Source organism: [Actinomadura] parvosata subsp. kistnae, assembly GCF_900323885.1.
Classification (GTDB): Bacteria; Actinomycetota; Actinomycetes; order Streptosporangiales; family Streptosporangiaceae; genus Nonomuraea; species Nonomuraea composti.
The window spans coordinates 1,238,436-1,258,397 of sequence record NZ_OOHJ01000018.1 but is presented as its reverse complement, the minus strand read 5'-3'; the positions used below and the strand labels follow the sequence as shown (position 1 = coordinate 1,258,397).

Sequence of the window (19,962 nt, the reverse complement as noted above, 5' to 3'; positions counted from 1 at the left end):
TTCAAGATTTTTTAGGACCTCGTTTCGCCCGTGCTACCTGCGGTTTCGTCCGGAGGGGGCAGTCTGGGCAGCCGGACGGGCAGGGAGACGGGCGGAAACCGGCCGTACGAGAGAAGGGCTAGCGTGATCGACATGGAACAGAACCGCCGGGAACGCCGTCAGGGCCAGGCCGTCGTCCGGGGCAGTCTCGTCCCCACCTCCACCCACGACCAGCGGCTGCTGGCCCGGCAGGGGTCCTCCGACTGGGTGCACATGGACCCGTGGCGGGTGCTGCGCATCCAGGCGGAGTTCGTCGAGGGCTTCGGCCAGCTCGCCGAGCTGCCGCAGGCCGTGACCGTCTTCGGCTCCGCCCGTACCAGGCCCGACTCGCCCGAGTACAAGATGGGCAGGGAGCTGGGCAGCGCGCTGGCCGAGGCGGGCTACGCCGTGATCACCGGCGGCGGCCCCGGCGTGATGGAGGCGGCCAACCGGGGGGCGCGCGACGTCGAGGGCGCCGTGTCCGTCGGGCTCGGCATCGAGCTGCCCTTCGAGCAGCGCATGAACGACTACGTCGACCTCGGCATCGAGTTCCGCTACTTCTTCGTGCGCAAGACGATGTTCGTCAAGTACTCCTGCGGCTTCATCGCGCTGCCCGGCGGCTTCGGCACGCTCGACGAGCTGTTCGAGGCGCTGACGCTGGTGCAGACCCACAAGGTCACCTCGTTCCCCGTGGTGCTGATGGGCTCGGAGTTCTGGGGCGGGCTGCTCGACTGGATCAAGGGCTCGCTGCTGAGCACCGGCAAGATCGCGCCCCAAGACCTCGACCTGATCAGCGTCACCGACGACGTGGACGAGGCCGTCCGCATCATCGTCGACGCCGACCTGGCCCGCTCCAAGCAGCGCGAGGAGGAGATCGAGGCCGCCGCGGCCCAGACCGCCGAGCCCCAATAGGGTTTGCCGACGTGAACATCTGCGTCTTCTGTGCCTCCAGCCTGACCATCGACAAGAAGTACATCGAGCTGGCCGCGACCGTGGGCACCGAGCTCGCCAAGCGCGGCCACACGCTGGTGAGCGGCGGCGGCTCGATCTCCTGCATGGGCGCGGTCACGGCGGCGGCCCGCGCCGCCGGCGGCCGCACGGTCGGCGTGATCCCGCAGGTCCTGGTCGACATGGAAGTGGCCGACGAGGAGTCGGACGAGCTGATCGTCACCGAGGACATGCGCGAGCGCAAGGGCGTCATGGACGCCCGCTCCGACGCGTTCCTCGTGCTGCCCGGCGGCATCGGCACGCTGGAGGAGCTGTTCGAGATCTGGACGGCGCGCGTCCTCGGCATCCACGAGCGCCCCCTGGTGCTGCTCGACCCGTGGGGCCTGTACGACCCGCTGAAGCGGCTCGTCGAAGGCATGTACGACGAGGGCTTCACCCGTCCCGACGTCTTCGACGCGATCTCCTGGACCTCGACCGTCGACGAGGCGTTCGCCGCGCTCGAATCGCGCACGCAGCCGGTGCGGCCGAGCGTCGCCGAGCTCGGCGAGGCCACCGGCTGACCTGGGCGGGGGCCACGCGCAGGCGGTAAGCGCGAAATGCACGACTTGCGGTGGACCGCAGAATGCGGTCCATCGTGTGAGTACGATGCCAATGTGCTGGTCATACTCGCCATCGCCGCCATCGCCATCCTGGCCTGCGTGGTCCTGGTCTCCCTGGGCAGGGGCGGTGAGCTGACCGAGTTCCCGCCCGACGTGCCGCCGCTCGACCTGCCCGACGCCGGTCATCTCACGGCGGTCGACTTCATGGCGCTGCAACTGCCGGTCAACCTGGTCGGCTACCACACGCAGAGCGTCGACGAGACCCTGCGCCGCGCCGCCGGGGCGATCAGCGCCCGCGACACCCGCATCGCGGTGCTGGAGCAACGCGTCTCCGAGCTGCTGTCCAGCCGGCTGCACGCGCGCCAGGAGATCTACGCCGCGCCCGGCGCGGGGCCGCGCACCGAGCACCAGCCGGAGCCGCCCGCCGTGCCGCGCGAGCTGCCCGATTCGGGCGACCCGGTGTCGGTGAGCGGCACGTCCGTCGACTGGGAGGGCGGCGGCGCGGAGCTGACGCACCTGCCGGAGGAGCCGGAGTGGCGCCTCCCGCGGACGGACGCCGAGCCGGCGCCGAACGGCAAGGCCGCGGCCGAGCCCAAGTCCGAGGATGAGCCCAAGTCCGGGGATGAGCCCAAGGATCAGGACGAGCCCCAGGACGAACCTGAGGCCGAGCCCAAGGACCAGCCCGAAGACCAGCCCGAAGACCAGTCCGAAGACCGGGACGAGCCCAAGGCGGAGGAGTCCGACGGCGGCTCCGCGACCGATGACGAGCGGCCCGCCGTGACCGCCAAGGAGGGTGACGAGCGCCCGTGACCGAGCCGATCCGCTGCACCTGGGCGGGCATGGCCGACCCCATGTACCTGGCCTACCACGACGAGGAGTGGGGCCGCCCGGTCAAGGGCGACGACGCCGTCTTCGAGCGCGTGTCGCTGGAGGCGTTCCAGTCGGGCCTGTCGTGGCTGACGATCCTGCGCAAGCGGGAGAACTTCCGCGCCGCCTTCGACCGCTTCTCGATCCCGAAGGTGGCCGCGTACACGGAGGCGGACGTCGAGCGGCTGCTCGCCGACGCCGGCATCATCCGCAACCGCGCCAAGATCGAGGCCGTGATCGGCAACGCCAGGGCCGCCCTCGACCTGCCCGGCGGCCTGTCGGAGCTGGTGTGGCGGCACGCCGACCCGGGCGCGCCGGTGCCGCGCACGATGGCCGACGTGCCCGCCGTGACGCCCGGCTCGAAGGCGCTGGCCAAGGAGCTGAAGCGGCACGGCTTCAGGTTCGTCGGCCCGACCACGGCCTACGCGCTGATGCAGGCGATCGGCCTGGTCAACGATCATCTCGAGGGCTGCGTGGCCCGTAGTCGCTGAGCTCCACGCTGTGCGAGCGCCCGAGTGACCCGCCGACCTTCACCGCGATGACGGGTTTCTTGCCGGTGCGCACCGTGACGGTGTCGTCGGCGCGGATGACCCCGCCCTGTGAGCGGCTCAGCGTGAGCGTGATGACGTCCGCCGTCCTGGTCGGGTCGGCCACGGCCAGCACGAGCCGCCCGCTCGACCGGCGCGCCATGACCACGCACGGCTGGTCCACCTCCACGATCCAGGCGCTGCCCGCGGCCCAGAAGGTGGCGCCGAACATCGAGCGCGTCTGCACGGCCTGCAGCTCCGGCGTGTTGGACAGCACCCGCACCGGGCGGGCCCCGCGGAAGTTGCGGGTGCGGCCGCGGGTGGCGCCCGGCAGCAGCGCGTACGCGTAGCGGGCGGCCACGGGGTCGACGCCGTGGTCGAACCAGAACGTCACGTAGCGCCGCGTGACGGGCTCGAAGGAGCCCGCGGTGTCGTCGCCGGTGTTGATGTCGCGCCAGCGGCCCGTACGCGTCTCCACGAGCATCCTGGCGCCCTCGAACACGTATCCGCCGACCCCGGCCAGGTGCACCCAGCCGTCGCCGATGTACGGCTCGTCCTCGATGGCGCGGTTCTCGATCACGGTCTCGACCGTGCGGCCGTCGGTGGCGGTGATGCCGCTGCCGAGCGCGAGCACGGCCGATTCGAGGAAGAACCACGACTTGCGGGCGCGCAGGCTCACGCCGTCGCCGATCAGCTCCATGGCGCTGACGCCGTGCCGGCCGCTGAGCACCACGCCGCCCGCCCAGGGGGTCGGCGGGCGGTGGACGCGGAAGTCGAGGTCGTCCCGGGGGCGGGGGTCCACCGTGATGCCGGGCAGCCGGTACGGGTCCACCGTCGGCCAGAAGTCGTGCCCGTAGTGGCCGAGGTCGCCGGTGTAGAGGGAGGTCATGCCGTCGCCGGTGTACCAGCCGTGCCGGTTCTCGCCGTTGATGGCCTCGTACGCGGCGGTCCGCTCCGAGGACATGCTGATCGCCACCGACCAGCCGGACCGCCGGTGCACGACCCGGTCCATCTCGGGGAACACGAAGTGCCCCTCCGTGGCGGGCACGGCCTCGACGCTCTTGTCGTCGAGCACGGCGATCGCCCGCCGGGTCTCCGCCACGCTCGCGTGCTCCAGGTAACGCAGGGACTCGCCGCGCTGGATCCACCCCTTGGCCAGGCCCCTGAACCTCCCGCGGTACGGCTCCGGCGCGCTGTCGGCCAGTAGCAGCACCGCCCCGATCGCCCGGTGCCCCGCCACGCTGTCGGGGAAGGCCTGCCGGCTGGTGGCGCGGCCCCTGACGGTGTCCATGAGCAGGCCGTCGTGGATGAACGGCGCGAAGGAACGCTCCACGGCGTCGAGCACCACCCGCCGTCCCGGATCGGAGATCGCCCACGGCGAGCCGTGCAGCAGCGCCAGGGTCTCGGCGACCGCGATGAGCAGCGACAGGCCGTACGAGCCCGTGTAGGCCACCACGTCGTGCTGGATGAACGAGCCGTCGCGGCGGAAGCCGTCGCCCGATTCGGCGTAGCCGAACACGCTGTGCCGCCCGCCGTCGCGTACGTCGGACAGCCCGTCGCGGGCGAGGGCCAGCTTGCCCGCGTCGCGGCCCGCCACGCCGCGGAAGGCGACGATCGCGGCCTTGTCGGCCCGGTTGGCGCCGCTCTCGCTGGCCTCCGGCCAGCCGGCGCGCCGGTCGGCGTCGGGGCAGAACCGGTCGATCGCCCCCAGGTAGGCGCGCAGCCTGCCCGCGTCGAGCCGGTCGCCGAGCAGCACGCACGCGCGGCTCAGCTCGGCGGGCGTGCCGATCTCCCAGAACCACCAGTTGCCGGTCTCGGGCAGCCGCTCGTTGTAGTGCCCCTCGTACAGCAGGTCGAGCGCCTCGATCACCTTCGACGCCACGGCGTCGTCGCCGTGCTGGGCGGTGCCGGGCGTGGCCCACGCGGTCACGATGGCCCGCAGCCGCCCGTAGCTGCCGGTCACGTTGCCCGGACGGCCTTCGAGCGGGAGGTCGGGCCAGATCAGGCCGGGCACCATCTCGGCCAGCCAGGTGGCGGCCCGTTCGCTGAGCGCGGCCAGCGGCCGCTTGTAGGACGGGTCGGTGACGTCGAGGTCCCCGCCGGTGAGCAGGGTCACGGCGGTGGAGCGGAGGGCCTCGAAGTCGTGCGGGGCCGGCGAGCCCGAGGCGTCGGAAGAGCGCATGCCGCTAGCTTGGCCCATGGAAGCGTGGTTGATCAGTTACTCAGCGTTGAATGTCGGCATCTCTTTTCGGCGGCATCTCTTTTCGGCGGAGCGCTCACAGCTCCTTGTCCACGAACGCGGCCGCGGCGGGCAGAAGCCTCGCCGCCTCCTGCTCGAAGAACGCCCTGGCCTTCTCGCCCGGCCAGCCCGCGGGCAGCAGCTCGGGCGGCAGCCCCGGGTCGCGGAACAGGAAGTTGCGCCAGCCGTGCACCAGCCGGCTGCGCGTGGCGAACACCTGGTCGTCGGGCGCGCCCTCCGGCAGGCTGCTGACCAGCGTGACCGCTTCGGCGTGCCACTGCTCGTACGCCTCCCCGATGGCGGACAGGTCCCAAGCCCTGGCGACCAGCTCGCGCGGGTCGCCCTCCAGCGCCGCGTCGAACCGGTCGGCCCGCACCCCCTCGCCTTCGAGCAGGTTGTCCAGCTCGATCGACGAGCGCGGGCCGATCCAGGTGGTCTCCGACAGCGACGCGTACCCGAGGAACGTCAGGTCGGCCCTCAGCCGCTCCCGGCGCGGCCGCTCCTTCGCCGGCTCGAAGACGATCACGTGCCAGCGGCCGTGCCAGGTGAGTGTCCCGGCTCGGTAAATTCTGAGCGCGGCCTCATCAAGCCGCCTGACGCACTTGGGAGTCAGCCCGTAGCCCGCCCCCTGGGGCAGCCGCAGCGGCCGCAACCACCCCTGGCGCACCATGCGCGAAACCGCCGTGCGCACGGCGGGAGCCGCGATTTCCAGGGGTTTCATCAGCCGGACGAGCGCGGCGACGGACGCCTGGCCACCGCGCGAGCGCAGATGGTCTCCGTAGAGGTCGAACAGAGCGGCGCGAGCGTGCACGAAGTCCAGTTTGGACGTCATCGCACGCCTCGACAACGCATTCTGGGAGGAGATCGTTACCCATGAGGGCTCTCGATGCGGGAGAATAGGACATCACAGAAGACGTGAATGCGCCGACCACCCCCTCGGGAGGTCGGAAATCGCGGGCCGCGGGAGCCCAAGGCAGGAAGGGATGCACGCATGGCGGCGATGAAGCCGCGGACCGGCGATGGTCCGCTCGAGGTCACCAAGGAAGGGCGCGGCATTGTCATGCGGGTCCCCCTGGAGGGTGGCGGCCGGCTCGTCGTGGAGATCTCCGCCGACGAGGCAAAGGCGCTCGGCGAGGCGTTGAAGAACGTCGTGGGCTGAGAGCTCCCGAAAGACAACTCGTGTTCCACGACCCTGGCGTATGACCGGCGCCAGGGTCGCTGACGTTTCAGCGGTCGCCGACGTTCCGAGGAGAGATTCCCGTGCCGATTGAGACCACTGCGACGGTGGTCGCCGACGTTCCCGCCGACGCCGAGCTGCTGGCCGTGCCCTACGACGCCGATCTCAGCCCACGGGTCGAGCTGCCCCTGCCGGCGCCCGGCCTGCTGGCGCACTACGAGGCCAAGGGCGAGGCGGGCGAGATCGTCGAGGTTCCGGTGGCACGTGACGGCGCGGTGGGGCGGATCCTGCTGTACGGCGTGGGCGACGGCTCGCCCAAGGCGCTGCGCACCGCCGCCGCGGCGCTCACCAGGAAGGTCAAGGGCCGCGACACCCTCACCGTGATGGTGCCGGGCGGCGATGTCACCCCGTTCGTGGAGGCGGCGCTGCTGGCGGCGTACACGTTCAGGATCGGCGGCGCGGGCAGGAAGCCCGTGCGGGCGCTGGCGTTCGCGGGGGCGGACGAGGAGCAGGTGCGGCGGGCCGAGACGGTCGCGCGGGCGGTCGCGCTCGCCCGCGACCTGGCCAACACGCCCGCCTCCGTCAAGAACCCCGCGTGGCTGGCCGAGCGGGCCGCCGAGAGCGGCGTGCCGACCAAGGTGTGGGACGAAGAGGAGCTGCGGGCCGACGGGTTCGGCGGCATCCTCGCGGTGGGCAGGGGCTCGGCCAGCCCGCCCCGCCTCATCCAGCTCTCCTACACGCCCGAGGGGCCGGCCGAGCGGCACGTCGTGCTGGTCGGCAAGGGCATCACGTTCGACTCCGGCGGCCTGTCGCTCAAGCCGACCGCCAACATGAAGCTGCAGAAGACCGACATGGCCGGCGGGGCCGTCGTCATCGCCGTGCTCGGCGCGCTGGCCGCGCTCAAGGCGCCCGTACGCGTCACCGGCCTGGTCGCGGCAGCCGAGAACATGCCGTCCGGCACCGCCCAGCGGCCCAGCGACGTGATCACCCACTACGGCGGGCGCACCGTCGAGGTGCTCAACACCGACGCCGAGGGCCGCCTGGTGCTGGCCGACGCGCTCGCCTACGCCGACGCCCGGCTCGACCCCGACGCGGTCGTGGACATCGCCACGCTCACCGGCGCCATCACGGTGGCGCTCGGGCCCCACGTCGGCGCCGTCTACTCCTCCGACGACGTGCTGGCCAAGCAGCTCGTCGAGGCCGGGCAGGCCGCCGACGACCGGCTGTGGCGGATGCCGCTGGTGGAGGACTACACGCCCGCGCTGGAGTCGCCGATCGCCGACCTCGCCAACGTCGAGGCCGGGTCCACGTTCGGGGCGGGCTCGATCACCGCGGCGCTGTTCCTGCGCGAGTTCGCCGGCGACCGGCCGTGGGCGCACCTCGACATCGCCGGGGTCGGCCGCAGCACCGTGGACGACGGCGTGCTCACCAAGGGCGCCACGGGCTTCGGCGTCCGCGTGCTGCTGGAGTGGCTGACTAAGAGCTGATCTTGACGGCGGCCAGCAGGCCGTCGCCCAGCGGCATCAGCACCGAGCGCAGCCGCTCGTCCGACTGCACCAGCTTGCCCACCTCGCGCAGCGCCACCGTCTCCGAGTCGCGTTGCGCGGGGTCGGCCACCCGGTTGTGCCACAACATGTTGTCGAAGGCCACGATGCCGCCCACGCGCAGCAGGCGCACCGCCTCGGCCAGGTAGTCGGCGTACTCGTAGGTGGCGCCGTCGGCGAACACCATGTCGTAGCCGCCGTCGGACAGCCGCGGCAGCACGTCGAGCGCGCGGCCCGAGATCAGCCGCACCCGGCTGCCGGAGAAGCCGGCCTCCGTGAACGCCTGCCTGGCCAGCCGCTGATGCTCGGGCTCGACGTCCACGCTCGTCAGCGTGCCGTCCGTACGCATGCCGCGCAGCAGCCACAGCCCCGAGACGCCGCACCCCGTGCCGACCTCGACGACGGACTTGGCGTTGACGGCGGTCGCGAGGAAGCACAACGCCGCCCCTGCGCCGGGAAGGATGGGCGTCGCACCCATCTCCAGCCCGCGCTGCCGCGCCGCGTGCAGGATCTCATCCTCGTGATGGAACTGCTCCGCATAGGCCAGAGTGGCCTCCACCGGAGTGGTCATCGGCCTCCTCCCCCCACTTTCGTGCGATTGGTCCGCGAGATTGGCACCGATCGCAGCCTAGGGGAGACACGCCAGGACGGGAACTCAGGAGGGACCTAAGGCGTTGCAGGTTTAAACGGGCTTTGCCGGTCCGGAAGGCAGGCAGTGCGCACGAAGGGACGAAACCAGGCACTATGGCGGTAGCGGTGGTCCCAGAGAGAGGAGTTCTGGTGGACGAAAGCGACCACCAGACTGATACTCCCGTGTCGTCTGATTGGACTCCCCCCACGTGGGAGGAGGTCGTGCGGACGCACTCCGCACGTGTGTATCGGCTGGCGTACCGGCTGACCGGCAATGTCCACGATGCCGAAGACCTCACGCAGGAGGTCTTCGTCCGGGTTTTCAGGTCGCTGTCGAGCTACACCCCCGGCACGTTCGAGGGGTGGCTGCACCGGATCACGACGAACCTGTTCCTCGACATGGCGCGGCGCAAGCAGCGCATCAGGTTCGAGGGTCTCGCGGACGACGCGGCCGAGCGGCTGCGCGGTCGTGAGCCGTCCCCGGCGCAGGCGTTCGACGACGCCCACCTGGAGCCCGACATCCAGGCCGCCCTCGACGCGCTCGCCCCCGAGTTCCGGGCCGCGATCGTGCTGTGTGACATCGAGGGCCTGTCTTACGAGGAGATCGCGGCCACGCTCGGCGTCAAGCTGGGTACGGTCCGAAGCCGTATTCACCGTGGCCGGGCGCAGTTGCGGGAGGCGCTCGACCATCGGGCCCCCCGTAATACTCAACTCCCCCCGACCGTGATCCGTGGGGAGGAAGTCTGATATGTCCCATCTTGGAGAGCGTGTTTCCGCGCTGGTGGACGGAGAGCTCAGCCACACCGAGCGCGAACGCGCGCTCGCGCACCTGACTTTCTGCGCTGACTGCAGGCGGGAGGTCGAGTCGGTACGCGCGCTCAAGACGCGCCTGCGCTCGCTCGACGGCCCCGCCATGCCGACCGACCTGACGATGTCCCTGCTCCGGATGGCGGAGCCGGGCGGGCCGCTGCCCCCGAGGGAGCGCCCTTTCCCCACCCGTACGTTCGGGGGAGTGCCCATCCCTGGGCCGCACACCATCGCGCCCCTCGACAACCGCCCGCGCCGGGACGCCACCGGTGGGGCCTCGGGCCCTGGCCGCGGTGGTAGGCGGCGCTCGGCCTACGTGGCGGTCGGGGTCGTCTCGGCCGCCGTGGCGATCGGCACCTTCTTCGCCACCACCGGCATCGGCCAGAACAACCCGGCGCCGCCGGTTGAACTGTTCCAGCAGCAGGCCCGTACTACGCCTACGAACGGCTCGTCGACCGCCACGCCTTGACCCGGTCATGCCGGGGAGCAAACGGTTGGCGTAGTCGGCGGCGCGCGGGGCATACGATCTGGGTTCGGGAATTGTCACAAGCAAGTCCTGACAAAAGCTTTATAGCCCTCGTATGCCGCAAGAGCGAGGATTGCGGTGGCCGAGCCAAGGAGTGGTGAGACTTAGATGACCGACGAGACGCGGTCCACCGAAGGACGCACACCGTCGGACTCCCCCGAGCCACAGGGGCGGCCGGACTTCCTACCCGCTGACGACAGGCCCGAACACGACGGCAGGCGGCCCGAGCCGCCCGCCTCGTTCGGCACCACGTGGGGCGACCCGTCCGGGCGCCCCGAGGGTCAGGGCTCGCCGCCGCAGGAGTCACGCCCGTACGAGCCGTCGTACGGGCCTTCTTACGGCACCCCCGGCCCCGCGCAGACCGGCCCTCAGCCCGGCCCTCAGACCGGCCCGCAGTCCGGCCCGCCGTCGCCGGGCGCACCGTCGTTCGGCCCGCCACCCAGCGGCGGCACCCGCCCCTCCTTCGGCCCGCCAACACCTTCGTACGACAACACCGGCACCGGCCCTTCCTTCGGGTCGCCTGCGTCTCCTTACGACAACAACGGCGGCAGCGGCTCTTCGTTCGGCCCGCCGGACGGCACTCCGACGCGCTCGTACGACAACAACAACGGCGGCAGCGGCCCGTCGTTCGGCCCGCCTGACGGGACGACCCGCGCATACGACAGCCCGTCGTTCGGCCCGCCGGACGGGACGACCCGCGCATACGACAGCCCGTTCTTCGGCTCGCCCGACAGCGGGGCCCGCTCCTACGAGGGCCCGCCGTTCGGCGGCTCACCCACGTACGGAAGCGGCAGCGGAGGCGGCCCCGCTCAGCCGCCACCCCCTCGCCAGGCACTCGGGATGGGCCCCGGCTGGGCGCCACCCCCTCCCGGCGGCACCGGCGCCGCCAAGCGCGGGCCCGGCACCGGCCTGCTCATCTCGATGGCCGTGGTCATCGCCCTGGTGGCCTCGGTGCTCGGCAGCGTGGGCACGTACCTGCTGACCAAGCCCAGCAGCGGCAACGACCCGTCCTACAGCCTCGGCCCGCTCCCCACCGGAGCCACCAGCCGCGAGCCCGACTCGGTGGCGGGCGTGGCCGCGCGGGTGCTGCCCAGCGTGGTCTCGCTGGAGGTCGGCAACGGCAGCAACACCGAAGGCGCCACCGGCTCCGGCTTCCTCATCAAGAACGGCTACGTGGTCACCAACAACCACGTGGTCTCGCTGGCGGCCAACGGCGGCGAGATCCGGATCATGTTCAACAACCGCAAGACCACCACGGCCCGCATCGTCGGCCGCGACCCGGGCTCGGACCTGGCGGTGGTGAAGCCGGAGGAGACGTTCGGCACGCCGGAGATCACCCTCGGCAACTCCGACCAGGTCGTCGTCGGCGACCCCGTGATCGCCATCGGCTCCCCGCTCGGCCTGACCGGCACCGTGACCACCGGCATCGTCAGCTCGCTCAACCGCCCCGTCATCGCCGGCGACGAGACGGGCACCAGCTCGGAGGAGCCCGCCTACATCAGCGCCATCCAGACCGACGCCGCCATCAACCCGGGCAACTCCGGCGGCCCCCTCGTCAACGGCAGGGGCGAGGTCGTCGGCGTCAACTCGGCCATCGCCACCCTGGGCCGCTCGGTGAGCAGCCAGAGCGGCAGCATCGGCCTCGGCTTCGCCATCCCCGTCAACCAGACGCGACGGGTCGCCGAAGAGCTCATCACCACCGGCAAGGCCAAGCGCCCCAAGATCGGCATCGTCCTCGACAAGGACTACCGGGGCCAGGGCGTCCGCATCGCCTCCGAACCGGCCGGCGGCCAGCAGCCCGTCACCAAGGGCGGCCCCGCCGACCAGGCCGGCCTCCAGGCCGGCGACGTGATCCTGGAAATCGACGGGCTGGCCCTCCAGGACGGGAACGAGCTGATCGCCCTGATCCGCAGCAAGACGCCCGGCTCCAAAATCAACATCAAGTACCAGCGCGCCGGCCAGGAACGCACCGCCACCCTCACGGTGGTAGCCGAAGACGAACCCACCCCCACCCCCTCCTGACCCCTACCTGCTCTTCCGCCTGTCCGCGCCGCAGCGGGGCCCTTGTGCCCGGCTGCGGCGCGGCCCGCTTTCCAGGCGGTTTCACCACCGCGCCCCCCGCCTAACCTCACGCCCACCGCGCCTGCACCCGGCCCCGCGCCCCTCGCGCCCCCGCGCTTGCGCCCCGCGCCGTGGGTCTCGGCTGAGCGCGGTTTGCGTTGCGCCGGGCTCCGCCGTACGGCGCCTCGCCGACCCGGCGCTCGGCGGCGGCGCGTCGTGCGTCGCATCGCGCCCAGTCCTCGCGCCCCAGTCCTCGCGCCTAGGCACCCGCGCCTAGGTACCCGTGCGCGGGCCCTCTCGCCCCGGCCCCTCGCCGCGGCTCCCGCGCCCAGGCCCCGCGGGCGCGTGTCTCGGGTGTTGGGCTGTACTCGCGCCAAAGGGTGGTCGGGGGAGGTGTGGGGGTGATATGACCCGGGGGAGACGACCGACCTACCCGATGGAGCCCTTAGTCTGTGGATAGGCCGGGGTTGTCCTCGGAGAGGTTTGACTGCGGTAGGAGCTCACGGTGTTCGGACTCGGGTGGATGGAGATCGGGGCGCTGATCGTGATCGCGCTGCTCGTCTTCGGTCCGGAAAGACTGCCGCAGGCCGCCGCGCAGGCGGGCAAGACGCTGCGGAACCTGCGCCGGATGGCCAACAACGCGCGGGACGACCTGAGGGCGGGCCTGGGGCCGGAGTTTCAGAACTTCGATCCGGCCGACCTGAATCCGCGGAACTTCGTTCGCAAGCATCTTCTCGACGATCTCGAGGACGACTGGAACGACAACAAGCGGCGCGAGCTGGAGCCGGTCGCGGCGGCCCCGTACGCGCCTGAGCCGGTCGATGAGCTCGGGTTCGGGGAGTTGCCGCCCTACGACTCCGAGGCGACCTGACAGCGCCTCATGCGGCGTCCTGCAAGCCCCTGAAGCCGACGAGCCCCCTCCCGGGAAGGGAGGGGGCTCGTGGCGTGAAGAGGGGTCAGCGGCGCGGGGCGAGGCCGAGTTGGAGGCCCTTCAGGCTGGAGGAGCGCTTGCTCAGGCCGGAGGCGATCTTCCTGAGCTCGGCGGCGGCCGGCGAGTCGGGGTCGGTGAGGACCAGCGGCTTGCCTTCGTCGCCGCCCTCGCGCAGCCGCATGTCGATCGGCACCTGGCCGAGCAGCGGGACGCGGGCGCCGAGGGTGCGGGTGAGGGCGTCGGCGACGGTCTGGCCGCCGCCCTCGCCGAAGACGGCGATGCGTTCGTCGCAGTGGGGGCAGGGGAGCCAGGCCATGTTCTCGATGACGCCGGCGACCTGCTGGTGGGTCTGGGCGGCGATGGAGCCGGCGCGTTCGGCGACCTCGGCGGCGGCCATCTGCGGGGTGGTGACGACGAGGATCTCCGCTCCGGGCAGCCGCTGGGCGACGGAGATGGCGATGTCGCCGGTGCCGGGGGGCAGGTCGAGGAGGAGGACGTCGAGGTCGCCCCAGTAGACGTCGGCGAGGAACTGGTGCAGGGCCCGGTCGAGCATGGGGCCGCGCCAGACGACGGGCGTGTTGCCCGGCGGCTTGAACATGCCCACCGAGATGACCTTGATGTCGTGGGCCACCGGCGGCATGATCATGTCCTCGACCTTGGTGGGCCGCTCGGCGGCGCCCAGCATGCGAGGGATGCTGTGGCCGTAGATGTCGGCGTCGACGATGCCCACCTTGAGGCCGCTGGAGGCCATGGCGGCGGCGAGGTTGACCGTGACGGAGGACTTGCCGACCCCGCCCTTGCCGCTGGCCACCGCGAACACGCGGGTGAGCGACCCCGGCTGGTTGAACGGGATCTCCTTCTCCGGCCCGCGGTCGCCGCGCAGCTTGGTCTGCAGCGTCTTGCGCTGCTCGGCGCTCATGACGTCGAGCTCGATCTGGACGCCGGTCACACCTTCGACCTTGGAGACCGCGGTGGTGACGTCGCGGCTGATGGTGTCCTTCATGGGACATCCGGCCACGGTGAGGTAGACGCCTACGCGCACCGCCCCGTCGGGAGCGATCTCGATGTTCTTGACCATGTCGAGGTCCGTGATCGGGCGACGGATCTCGGGGTCGATGACGGTGGCGAGTGCCGCCGTCACGAGTTCCTGGGTTGGTGCCATCGAAGTCTCGGCACGAGGGAGTGCCGTCCCTCCTTTGTCGGTATATGTGTGACAGGCGCTGGACGCCAGCGAGGATGCCCCTCCATGGTATGAACCGAAGCCCGCGCTGGGTTAATCCGCACTGTTAGATGTCTGTGCAACAACGTCTAAGGTTACTCCGTGAGTCTTCTGCGCGACGAGAGCCTGACCGCCGAGGAGCTGGCGGTCTGGCGCATGTTGCAGCGTGCGCAGGTGCGCATCACGCGCCACCTGGAGAGCGAGCTGCTCGTCGCGCACGATCTGCCGCTGGCCTCGTACGAGGTGCTCGTGCAGCTCGCGGAGTCGCCGCGGCGGCGGCTGCGCATGAACGACCTGGCCGACCGGGTGCTGCTCTCGCGCAGCGGCCTGACCAGGCTCATCGACCGGTTGCAGCGTGACGGGCTGGTGGCGCGCGAGGCGTGCGCCGACGACGCGCGCGGCCTGTTCGCGGTGCTGACCGAGGCGGGCGCGGCCCGGCTGGCGGAGGCGACGCCGACGTACCTGCGCGGCATCAGGCGGCAGTTCCTCGACATGCTGGACGCGGGGGAGATCGCGCGGGTGCGCGTGATGCTCGCGAAGCTCGGGGACGAGGTCAGCGGCCCGGCTCCGGCCCGGTCCCCTTGAGCTCCTCCAGCAGCCGGCCCAGTTCCGAGCGCAGGTAGTCGCGGGTGGCGACGTCGTTCAGTGCCAGGCGCAGGCCGGCGATCTCGCGCGTCAGGTACTCGATCTCCGCCTGGTTGCGCTCGGCGGCCTCGCGGTCCTGCTCGTACTGGATGCGGTCGCGGTCGTCCTGCCGGTTCTGGGCGAGCAGGATGAGCGGCGCGGCGTAGCTGGCCTGCAGCGACAGCATCAGCGTGAGGAAGATGAACGGGTACGGGTCGAACTTCCAGCCGGCCGGCGCGGCCACGTTCCAGATGACCCAGACCGCGACGAACACGGTCATGTAGACGATGAACCGGGCGGTGCCGAGGAAACGGGCGATCTGCTCCGACAGGCGGCCGAACGCCTCGGGGTCGTAGTGGGGGCGCAGCGTGCGGCGCAGCTCCCTGGGTTGGTCGAGGCGGTCAGTCGTCATGCTCGTCGGCCCTCTCGCGCCAGTCCTCGGGAAGCATGTGGTCGAGCACGTCGTCGACCGTGACGGCGCCGACGAGGTGGCCCAGCTCGTCCACGACGGGGGCGGCGACGAGGTTGTAGTTGGCCAGGTAGTAGGTGACCTGCCGGAGCGTGAAGTGCGGCCTGATCGGGTCGATGGAGGGGTCGAGCACGGCGCCGAGCAGCGTGGACGGCGGCTCGCGCAGCAGCCGCTGGAAGTGCGTGACCCCGAGGTAGGCCCCGGTGGGCGTCTCGGTGGGCGGCCGGGTGACGTAGACCTGGGCGGCCACGGCGGGTGTCAGGTCCTGCTGCCTGATGTGGGCGAGCGCCTCGGCGACGGTGGCGGTGGGCGGCAGGATGACGGGCTCGCTGGTCATCACGCCGCCGGCGCTGGTCTCGGGGTAGGTGAGCAGCCGTCGTACGGGCGCGGCCTCGCCGGGCTCCATCAGCGCCAGCAGCTCGGCCGCCTGGTCCGCGGGCAGGTCGTGCAGGAGGTCGGCGGCGTCGTCGGGGCCCATCTCCTCCAGGACGTCGGCGGCCCGCTCGGGCTCCAGCGTGCCGAGGATGCCGATCTGGTCGGCGGGCGGCAGCTCCTCCAGGACGTCGGCCAGCCGGTCGTCGTGCAGCGCGCGGGCGATCTCGATGCGCCGCTTGCTGGGCAGGTCGTGCAGCGCGCTGGCCATGTCGGCGGCGCGCAGCGACTCGAACGCGGCGATCAGCCCGGCCGCCCCCTGGTCCTGCTGCAGCGTGTCGAAGCCCGACACCTCGCCCCAGTCGACCGTGCGCGGCTCGCGGCGCCGCTCCTTGTGGACGGCGACCTTGGTGATCTCCCAGGTGGACGGCTTCATCTCCTCCATCGCCACGTCGTAGACCGTCACGGGCTCGTCGCCGACGCGTACGGTCAGGTCGAGCATCTGGCCGATGACCAGCGTCTCGGTGGCGCGTTGCTCGAACCTGCGCATGTTGAGCCGCCCGGTGAAGACGACGGACCCGGCCTCGATGCGGCGTACCCGGGTGATGGGCAGGAACACCCGGCGGCGCGGCTGCACCTCGACCACGAGGCCGTGCACCTGGGGGCGGCGGCCGATGCGCAGCCCGACCACCACGTCTCTGACCCGGCCGATCTGGTCGCCGGCCGGGTCGAAGACCGGGGTCCCGGGGAGCCGGGCCACGAAGATCTTCACGTGGCCAGGCTAACAGCGCCACCCCGTTGCACCCCGAACGCCCGGCGTGTCAGTATCAAACCTGCTTAATGGTGATTACGTATCAGGCGGTGTGCGATGAGGTATGCGGGGCTCGCGCTGGCGTTCGTGTCGTCGTGCTGTTTCGCGTTCTCCGGGCCCATGGCGAAGTACCTCATCGCCGCCGGGCTGGCGCCGATCGAGGCCGTGTGGACGCGGATGGCGGGCGCGGGGCTGCTGCTCCTCGCCGTGCTGGCCGTCGTCCGGCCGCGGGCGCTGCGGATCCCCAGGTCCAGGTTGCCGTTCTTCGCCCTGTACGCGATCATGGCGGTGGCCGGCGTACAGGCGCTGTACTTCGTGGCGATCACCCGGCTGCCGGTGGGGGTGGCGCTGCTGCTGGAGTTCATGGCGCCGGTGATGGTGGTGGCCTGGGTGCGGCTCATCCGCAAGGTACGCCTCGCCCGCGCCGCGTACCTTGGCGCCGTCATCGCGGTCGTCGGGCTCGCGATCGTCGTCGAGGCGTGGCAGGGCCTGCGGCTGGACGCGCTGGGCCTGCTGCTCGGCCTGCTCGCCGGAGCGTGCTGCGCCGGATATTTCCTGATGAACGATAGCTTCGGCGACGACGTCGACCCCCTCGGCCTGATCGCCTGGGGCATGGCCGGCGCGGCCCTGGTGCTGATCCCGTTCGCCCGGCCGTGGAACATCCCGTGGGACGCCTTCACCGTCACCGCCGCCCCCGAGGGCGGGCTGCGGCTGCCGGTGCTGGGGGCGTACCTGTGGATGGTGCTGATCGCCACCGTGATCGCGTACATCCTGGGCGTCAACGCCGTGCGGCGGCTGTCGGCCGCGGTGGGGGCCACCGTCGCCTCGCTGGAGGTCATCGGCGGCGCCGTCGTGGCGTGGGCGCTGGTCGGCGAGACGCTGGGCGTCTTCCAGATCGTCGGCGGCCTGCTCGTGCTGTCGGGCGCGCTGCTCGCCCAGACCGCCACCTCCAGCGCTCAGCCCGCCGTGATCGAGGAGCCCCAGGCCGTCACCGCCGCGGGGTGAGCCGCCAGACGGTGGACTCGCGGGCCCAGCGCTCGGTCAGGTGCTCGCTGTCGCGGGCGTTGAGCCGCTCCTTGGCCAGCACCGCCACGGCGTCGGCCGCCGCGGCCTGGTCGACGGCCGACACCGCGGCCTCGAACTCCACCAGCCTGGCCCCGTTGTCCTTGCTGCGCAGCGTCACGTGCACCCGGTCGAGGCCGTCGAGCCCGGGCAGCCGCTGCTCCTCGCCGCCGGTCACCAGGTAGATAGCGCCGTCGTGCCAGGCGTGCCACGCCAGGCGGGGGCGGTCGAGGGTGAGCCAGAGGATGCCGGACTTCTTGGCGCCCTCCTCGATGGCCGTCATGTCGTCGCTCACGGATCCGACTGTAACCGGCGGCCCAGTAGCGTGTCCGCATGCGCTCACGACGTTCTGTGCTCGCCGTGCCAGGCAGCAACCCCCGGTTCCTGGAGAAGGCCCAGACCCTGCCCGTGGACGAGGTCTTCCTCGACCTGGAGGACTCCGTCGCGCCGCTGGCGAAGGAGGAGGCGCGGGCCAACATCGTGGCCGCGCTGCGCGAGGGCGACTGGTCCGGCAAGACCCGCGTGGTCAGGGTGAACGACCTGACCACCCAATGGACGTACCGGGACGTGATCGAGATCGTGGAGGGGGCGGGCGCGTACCTCGACTGCGTGATGCTGCCCAAGGTGCAGGACCCGACCGAGGTCGTCTGGCTCGACACGCTGCTGACGCAGATCGAGAAGACCATGGGGTACGAGGTGGGCCGCATCGGCATCGAGGCGCAGATCGAGAACGCCCGCGGCCTGGTCAACGCCGACGCCATCGCCGGCTCGTCGAAGCGGCTGGAGACGCTCGTGTTCGGCCCCGCCGACTTCATGGCCTCGATCAACATGCGCACGCTGGTCGTCGGCGAGCAGCCGCCCGGCTACGTCGAGGGCGACGCCTACCACTACATCCTCATGCGCCTGCTCATGGCGGCCAGGATGCACGACCTGCAAGTGATCGACGGCCCCTACCTGCAGATCAAGGACGTCGAGGGCTTCCGCAGGGTCGCCCAGCGGGCCGCGGCGCTCGGGTTCGACGGCAAGTGGGTGCTGCACCCGTCGCAGGTGGACGCGGCCAACGAGGTGTTCTCGCCGGCGCAGGAGGACTATGACCACGCCGAGCTCATCCTGGAGGCGTACGAGTACTACACCACGGTGGAGAAGCGCGGCGCGGTCATGCTGGGCGACGAGATGATCGACGAGGCGTCCAGGAAGATGGCGCTCGTCGTGGCCGCCAAGGGGCGGGCGGCCGGGCTGAGCCGGACGAAGAGCTTCACACCTTGATGCCGATGGCGGTGAAGAACCAGAACGCCGACGTCAGCCAGATCCCCACCAGCGCCGTGAACGTCAGCCCGCCGAGCACCGGCAGCGTCCAGCCCGGCGTGTCGCGCTTGGGCAGGGCCAGCATCTTCGCGGTGAACACGCCGTAGAAGAAGCAGCCGAGCAGCGAGTGCGCGAGCACGCGCGGCACGTCGTACTGGAGGCCGAGGGCGTACAGGCAGTGGAAGGCGACGGGGATCGTGAGCACGAACGCCAGCCGCCCCGACCAGCGGTGCACGGCGGGCGGGATCGTGATCCCGAGCTTGCCCCACATCGACAGGGCGGAGACCACCTGCACGATCGCCAGCACGAACGCGCCGGTGGTCAGCCACGCCTTCATGGGCAGGGCGGCGGAGAAGCCGGCCACGCCGACGGCGTAACCGGTGGGCGTGTGCGCGCGCCCGTACACGCCGAGGGCGAGCACGACGAGGCCGCCGGCGAGCAGCGGCACGAGGAGCGGGACCAGGCTCGGGGGACGATGCTGCTGTTGCTGGTGGATGGCGGTCATTGCATCTCCTCGATGAAGCCGTCGACGTCCTCCGGGCTGACGGTGGTGCCGTCCACGGTCACGGGGGCGGTGGGCCGCTCGCTGTCGAGCCGCGGGATGGCGACCTGCTGCTCGCCGAGCGCGGCGGCGCCGACCTGGTAGTAGCCGCCGTCCGGGTTCTTGATCACGATCCAGCCGGCGCGCAGCTTGGCGCCCCTGACCAGGGCGGTGGCCCGGTACAGGCCCGACGGTTTGACCACCGTGGGCGCCACGAAGTCCCACTTCCTGCCGCCGACGGACACCCAGCCCTTGGCCCGGCCGCCGCCCAGCTCGGCCGTCACCTTGGCGCCGGCGTTCGCGACGCCCTTGAGCTGGAGCTCGCCGCCGGACTCCGAGCCCTTGAACCAGGCTTCGCTCCTGCCGTCGCAGAAGTAGCCGACGGCCTTGCCGTTCCTGATGGAGATGGCGATGAGGGCGCCGTTGCCCTTGACCCGGCCGCCGTAGTCGGCCTTGGCGATCTTCTCGGGCTCCGTCTTGGACGGGGAGGGCGAGGCCGCCGCGCTGCTCTCCTCCGACGGGGGTGCTTGGGCGGCGGTGCCCGCGGCCGTTTCCTCGGCCGCCGGTGTCGCGATGGTGCTGGCGACACCGAGCCCCACGGCGAGCACTGCTCCCGCCGCGAGGGTGATGACAGGTCCCAGCCTTGACATGGACTGCTCCCAGGGTCGAATTGCCGTACGACTCC

At 71.4% G+C, this 19,962-nt stretch carries 22 protein-coding genes; 13 read left to right on the top strand and 9 right to left on the bottom strand.

Annotated elements, in window-relative coordinates; translation table 11 throughout:
* Window positions 1-132 precede the first annotated feature (132 nt).
* The 4 genes from KIS93_RS25830 (at window position 133) to KIS93_RS25815 (ending at window position 2,923) form a co-directional block, all read left to right on the top strand.
* A complete protein-coding gene (locus KIS93_RS25830; protein WP_080047503.1) occupies window positions 133-930 on the top strand; it encodes an LOG family protein in 798 nt (265 codons plus the stop codon).
* Window positions 931-941: 11 nt separating this feature from the next.
* A complete protein-coding gene (locus tag KIS93_RS25825; protein ID WP_080045246.1) occupies window positions 942-1,526 on the top strand; it encodes an LOG family protein in 585 nt (194 codons plus the stop codon).
* Between the two features lie 93 nt (window positions 1,527-1,619).
* Window positions 1,620-2,375, top strand: a complete 756-nt coding sequence (locus KIS93_RS25820; protein WP_080045247.1) for a hypothetical protein — start codon at window positions 1,620-1,622, stop codon at window positions 2,373-2,375.
* Window positions 2,376-2,404: 29 nt separating this feature from the next.
* Window positions 2,405-2,923 (top strand): DNA-3-methyladenine glycosylase I, encoded by a 519-nt coding sequence (locus tag KIS93_RS25815; RefSeq protein WP_230466613.1) that lies wholly within the window; start codon window positions 2,405-2,407, stop codon window positions 2,921-2,923.
* Here KIS93_RS25815 and KIS93_RS25810 read toward each other — a convergent pair.
* Together KIS93_RS25810 and KIS93_RS25805 are read right to left on the bottom strand one after the other, a co-directional pair.
* Window positions 2,883-5,141: a polysaccharide lyase 8 family protein gene (locus tag KIS93_RS25810; protein WP_222107626.1), complete on the bottom strand. Its 2,259-nt coding sequence runs from the start codon at window positions 5,139-5,141 to the stop codon at window positions 2,883-2,885. The genes KIS93_RS25815 and KIS93_RS25810 overlap by 41 nt on opposite strands.
* A 94-nt stretch (window positions 5,142-5,235) precedes the next feature.
* Window positions 5,236-6,030, bottom strand: a complete 795-nt coding sequence (locus KIS93_RS25805) for a PaaX family transcriptional regulator (protein ID WP_230465799.1) — start codon at window positions 6,028-6,030, stop codon at window positions 5,236-5,238.
* Between the two features lie 159 nt (window positions 6,031-6,189).
* On the opposite strand from KIS93_RS25805, the gene KIS93_RS25800 reads away from it, so the two are divergent.
* Together KIS93_RS25800 and KIS93_RS25795 are read left to right on the top strand one after the other, a co-directional pair.
* A complete protein-coding gene (locus KIS93_RS25800; protein WP_020545024.1) occupies window positions 6,190-6,357 on the top strand; it encodes a DUF3117 domain-containing protein in 168 nt (55 codons plus the stop codon).
* A gap of 101 nt (window positions 6,358-6,458) precedes the next feature.
* Complete coding sequence (locus KIS93_RS25795) at window positions 6,459-7,862, top strand: leucyl aminopeptidase (protein WP_080045250.1); 1,404 nt, start codon at window positions 6,459-6,461, stop codon at window positions 7,860-7,862.
* Here the strand turns inward: KIS93_RS25795 and KIS93_RS25790 are convergent.
* Window positions 7,852-8,490, bottom strand: coding sequence for an O-methyltransferase (locus KIS93_RS25790; protein ID WP_080045251.1), 639 nt, complete (start codon window positions 8,488-8,490; stop codon window positions 7,852-7,854). The genes KIS93_RS25795 and KIS93_RS25790 overlap by 11 nt on opposite strands.
* Before the next feature lie 173 nt (window positions 8,491-8,663).
* On the opposite strand from KIS93_RS25790, the gene sigE reads away from it, so the two are divergent.
* From sigE to KIS93_RS25770, 4 genes are all read left to right on the top strand, one after another.
* Complete coding sequence (gene sigE, locus KIS93_RS25785) at window positions 8,664-9,296, top strand: RNA polymerase sigma factor SigE (protein WP_080045252.1); 633 nt, start codon at window positions 8,664-8,666, stop codon at window positions 9,294-9,296.
* 1 nt (window position 9,297) lies between these two features.
* Window positions 9,298-9,825 (top strand): anti-sigma factor family protein, encoded by a 528-nt coding sequence (locus KIS93_RS25780; protein WP_168021482.1) that lies wholly within the window; start codon window positions 9,298-9,300, stop codon window positions 9,823-9,825.
* Window positions 9,826-9,990: 165 nt separating this feature from the next.
* Window positions 9,991-11,904: a S1C family serine protease gene (locus KIS93_RS65640; protein ID WP_080045253.1), complete on the top strand. Its 1,914-nt coding sequence runs from the start codon at window positions 9,991-9,993 to the stop codon at window positions 11,902-11,904.
* Between the two features lie 562 nt (window positions 11,905-12,466).
* The gene (locus tag KIS93_RS25770) at window positions 12,467-12,814 is read left to right on the top strand and encodes a sec-independent translocase (RefSeq protein WP_155129106.1); all 348 of its coding nucleotides are present in this window, start codon (window positions 12,467-12,469) and stop codon (window positions 12,812-12,814) included.
* Window positions 12,815-12,899: 85 nt separating this feature from the next.
* Here KIS93_RS25770 and KIS93_RS25765 read toward each other — a convergent pair whose 3' ends face one another.
* Complete coding sequence (locus KIS93_RS25765; protein ID WP_080045255.1) at window positions 12,900-14,036, bottom strand: Mrp/NBP35 family ATP-binding protein; 1,137 nt, start codon at window positions 14,034-14,036, stop codon at window positions 12,900-12,902.
* A gap of 159 nt (window positions 14,037-14,195) precedes the next feature.
* Here KIS93_RS25765 and KIS93_RS25760 point away from each other — a divergent pair, with 159 nt between their 5' ends.
* The gene (locus tag KIS93_RS25760) at window positions 14,196-14,678 is read left to right on the top strand and encodes a MarR family winged helix-turn-helix transcriptional regulator (RefSeq protein WP_080045256.1); all 483 of its coding nucleotides are present in this window, start codon (window positions 14,196-14,198) and stop codon (window positions 14,676-14,678) included.
* Here KIS93_RS25760 and KIS93_RS25755 read toward each other — a convergent pair.
* Both KIS93_RS25755 and KIS93_RS25750 read right to left on the bottom strand, forming a co-directional pair.
* The gene (locus tag KIS93_RS25755) at window positions 14,647-15,129 is read right to left on the bottom strand and encodes a DUF1003 domain-containing protein (protein ID WP_080045257.1); all 483 of its coding nucleotides are present in this window, start codon (window positions 15,127-15,129) and stop codon (window positions 14,647-14,649) included. The two genes, KIS93_RS25760 and KIS93_RS25755, sit on opposite strands and share 32 nt — an antisense overlap.
* On the bottom strand, window positions 15,119-16,330 hold the full coding sequence (locus KIS93_RS25750) for a magnesium transporter MgtE N-terminal domain-containing protein (protein ID WP_329607675.1): 1,212 nt from the start codon (window positions 16,328-16,330) through the stop codon (window positions 15,119-15,121). Before KIS93_RS25750 ends, KIS93_RS25755 begins: the two co-directional genes overlap by 11 nt.
* Window positions 16,331-16,426: 96 nt before the next feature.
* On the opposite strand from KIS93_RS25750, the gene KIS93_RS25745 reads away from it, so the two are divergent.
* Window positions 16,427-17,374, top strand: a complete 948-nt coding sequence (locus tag KIS93_RS25745) for an EamA family transporter (RefSeq protein ID WP_080045258.1) — start codon at window positions 16,427-16,429, stop codon at window positions 17,372-17,374.
* On the opposite strand, the gene KIS93_RS25740 is transcribed toward KIS93_RS25745, so the two are convergent.
* Window positions 17,358-17,726: a hypothetical protein gene (locus KIS93_RS25740; protein ID WP_230465800.1), complete on the bottom strand. Its 369-nt coding sequence runs from the start codon at window positions 17,724-17,726 to the stop codon at window positions 17,358-17,360. The two genes, KIS93_RS25745 and KIS93_RS25740, sit on opposite strands and share 17 nt — an antisense overlap.
* A 38-nt stretch (window positions 17,727-17,764) precedes the next feature.
* On the opposite strand from KIS93_RS25740, the gene KIS93_RS25735 reads away from it, so the two are divergent.
* Complete coding sequence (locus KIS93_RS25735) at window positions 17,765-18,697, top strand: HpcH/HpaI aldolase/citrate lyase family protein (protein ID WP_080045260.1); 933 nt, start codon at window positions 17,765-17,767, stop codon at window positions 18,695-18,697.
* Here the strand turns inward: KIS93_RS25735 and KIS93_RS25730 are convergent.
* Together KIS93_RS25730 and KIS93_RS25725 are read right to left on the bottom strand one after the other, a co-directional pair.
* Window positions 18,687-19,241 (bottom strand): DUF6529 family protein, encoded by a 555-nt coding sequence (locus tag KIS93_RS25730; protein WP_080045261.1) that lies wholly within the window; start codon window positions 19,239-19,241, stop codon window positions 18,687-18,689. The two genes, KIS93_RS25735 and KIS93_RS25730, sit on opposite strands and share 11 nt — an antisense overlap.
* Window positions 19,238-19,927, bottom strand: a complete 690-nt coding sequence (locus tag KIS93_RS25725; protein ID WP_155129109.1) for a hypothetical protein — start codon at window positions 19,925-19,927, stop codon at window positions 19,238-19,240. Before KIS93_RS25725 ends, KIS93_RS25730 begins: the two co-directional genes overlap by 4 nt.
* Window positions 19,928-19,962: the final 35 nt, after the last annotated feature.

Bases quoted from the DNA above. Each gene is read 5' to 3' on its own strand.
- KIS93_RS25815 (WP_230466613.1), top strand. From the start codon at position 2,405: ATGGCCGACCCCATGTACCTGGCCTACCACGACGAGGAGTGGGGCCGC.
- KIS93_RS25790 (WP_080045251.1), bottom strand. From the start codon at position 8,490: ATGACCACTCCGGTGGAGGCCACTCTGGCCTATGCGGAGCAGTTCCAT.
- KIS93_RS25755 (WP_080045257.1), bottom strand. From the start codon at position 15,129: ATGACGACTGACCGCCTCGACCAACCCAGGGAGCTGCGCCGCACGCTG.
- KIS93_RS25800 (WP_020545024.1), top strand. From the start codon at position 6,190: ATGGCGGCGATGAAGCCGCGGACCGGCGATGGTCCGCTCGAGGTCACC.
- KIS93_RS25830 (WP_080047503.1), top strand. From the start codon at position 133: ATGGAACAGAACCGCCGGGAACGCCGTCAGGGCCAGGCCGTCGTCCGG.
- KIS93_RS65640 (WP_080045253.1), top strand. From the start codon at position 9,991: ATGACCGACGAGACGCGGTCCACCGAAGGACGCACACCGTCGGACTCC.
- KIS93_RS25780 (WP_168021482.1), top strand. From the start codon at position 9,298: ATGTCCCATCTTGGAGAGCGTGTTTCCGCGCTGGTGGACGGAGAGCTC.
- KIS93_RS25725 (WP_155129109.1), bottom strand. From the start codon at position 19,927: ATGTCAAGGCTGGGACCTGTCATCACCCTCGCGGCGGGAGCAGTGCTC.
- KIS93_RS25735 (WP_080045260.1), top strand. From the start codon at position 17,765: ATGCGCTCACGACGTTCTGTGCTCGCCGTGCCAGGCAGCAACCCCCGG.
- KIS93_RS25745 (WP_080045258.1), top strand. From the start codon at position 16,427: ATGAGGTATGCGGGGCTCGCGCTGGCGTTCGTGTCGTCGTGCTGTTTC.
- sigE (WP_080045252.1), top strand. From the start codon at position 8,664: ATGGCGGTAGCGGTGGTCCCAGAGAGAGGAGTTCTGGTGGACGAAAGC.
- KIS93_RS25770 (WP_155129106.1), top strand. From the start codon at position 12,467: ATGGAGATCGGGGCGCTGATCGTGATCGCGCTGCTCGTCTTCGGTCCG.
- KIS93_RS25730 (WP_080045261.1), bottom strand. From the start codon at position 19,241: ATGACCGCCATCCACCAGCAACAGCAGCATCGTCCCCCGAGCCTGGTC.
- KIS93_RS25810 (WP_222107626.1), bottom strand. From the start codon at position 5,141: ATGCGCTCTTCCGACGCCTCGGGCTCGCCGGCCCCGCACGACTTCGAG.
- KIS93_RS25805 (WP_230465799.1), bottom strand. From the start codon at position 6,030: ATGACGTCCAAACTGGACTTCGTGCACGCTCGCGCCGCTCTGTTCGAC.
- KIS93_RS25765 (WP_080045255.1), bottom strand. From the start codon at position 14,036: ATGGCACCAACCCAGGAACTCGTGACGGCGGCACTCGCCACCGTCATC.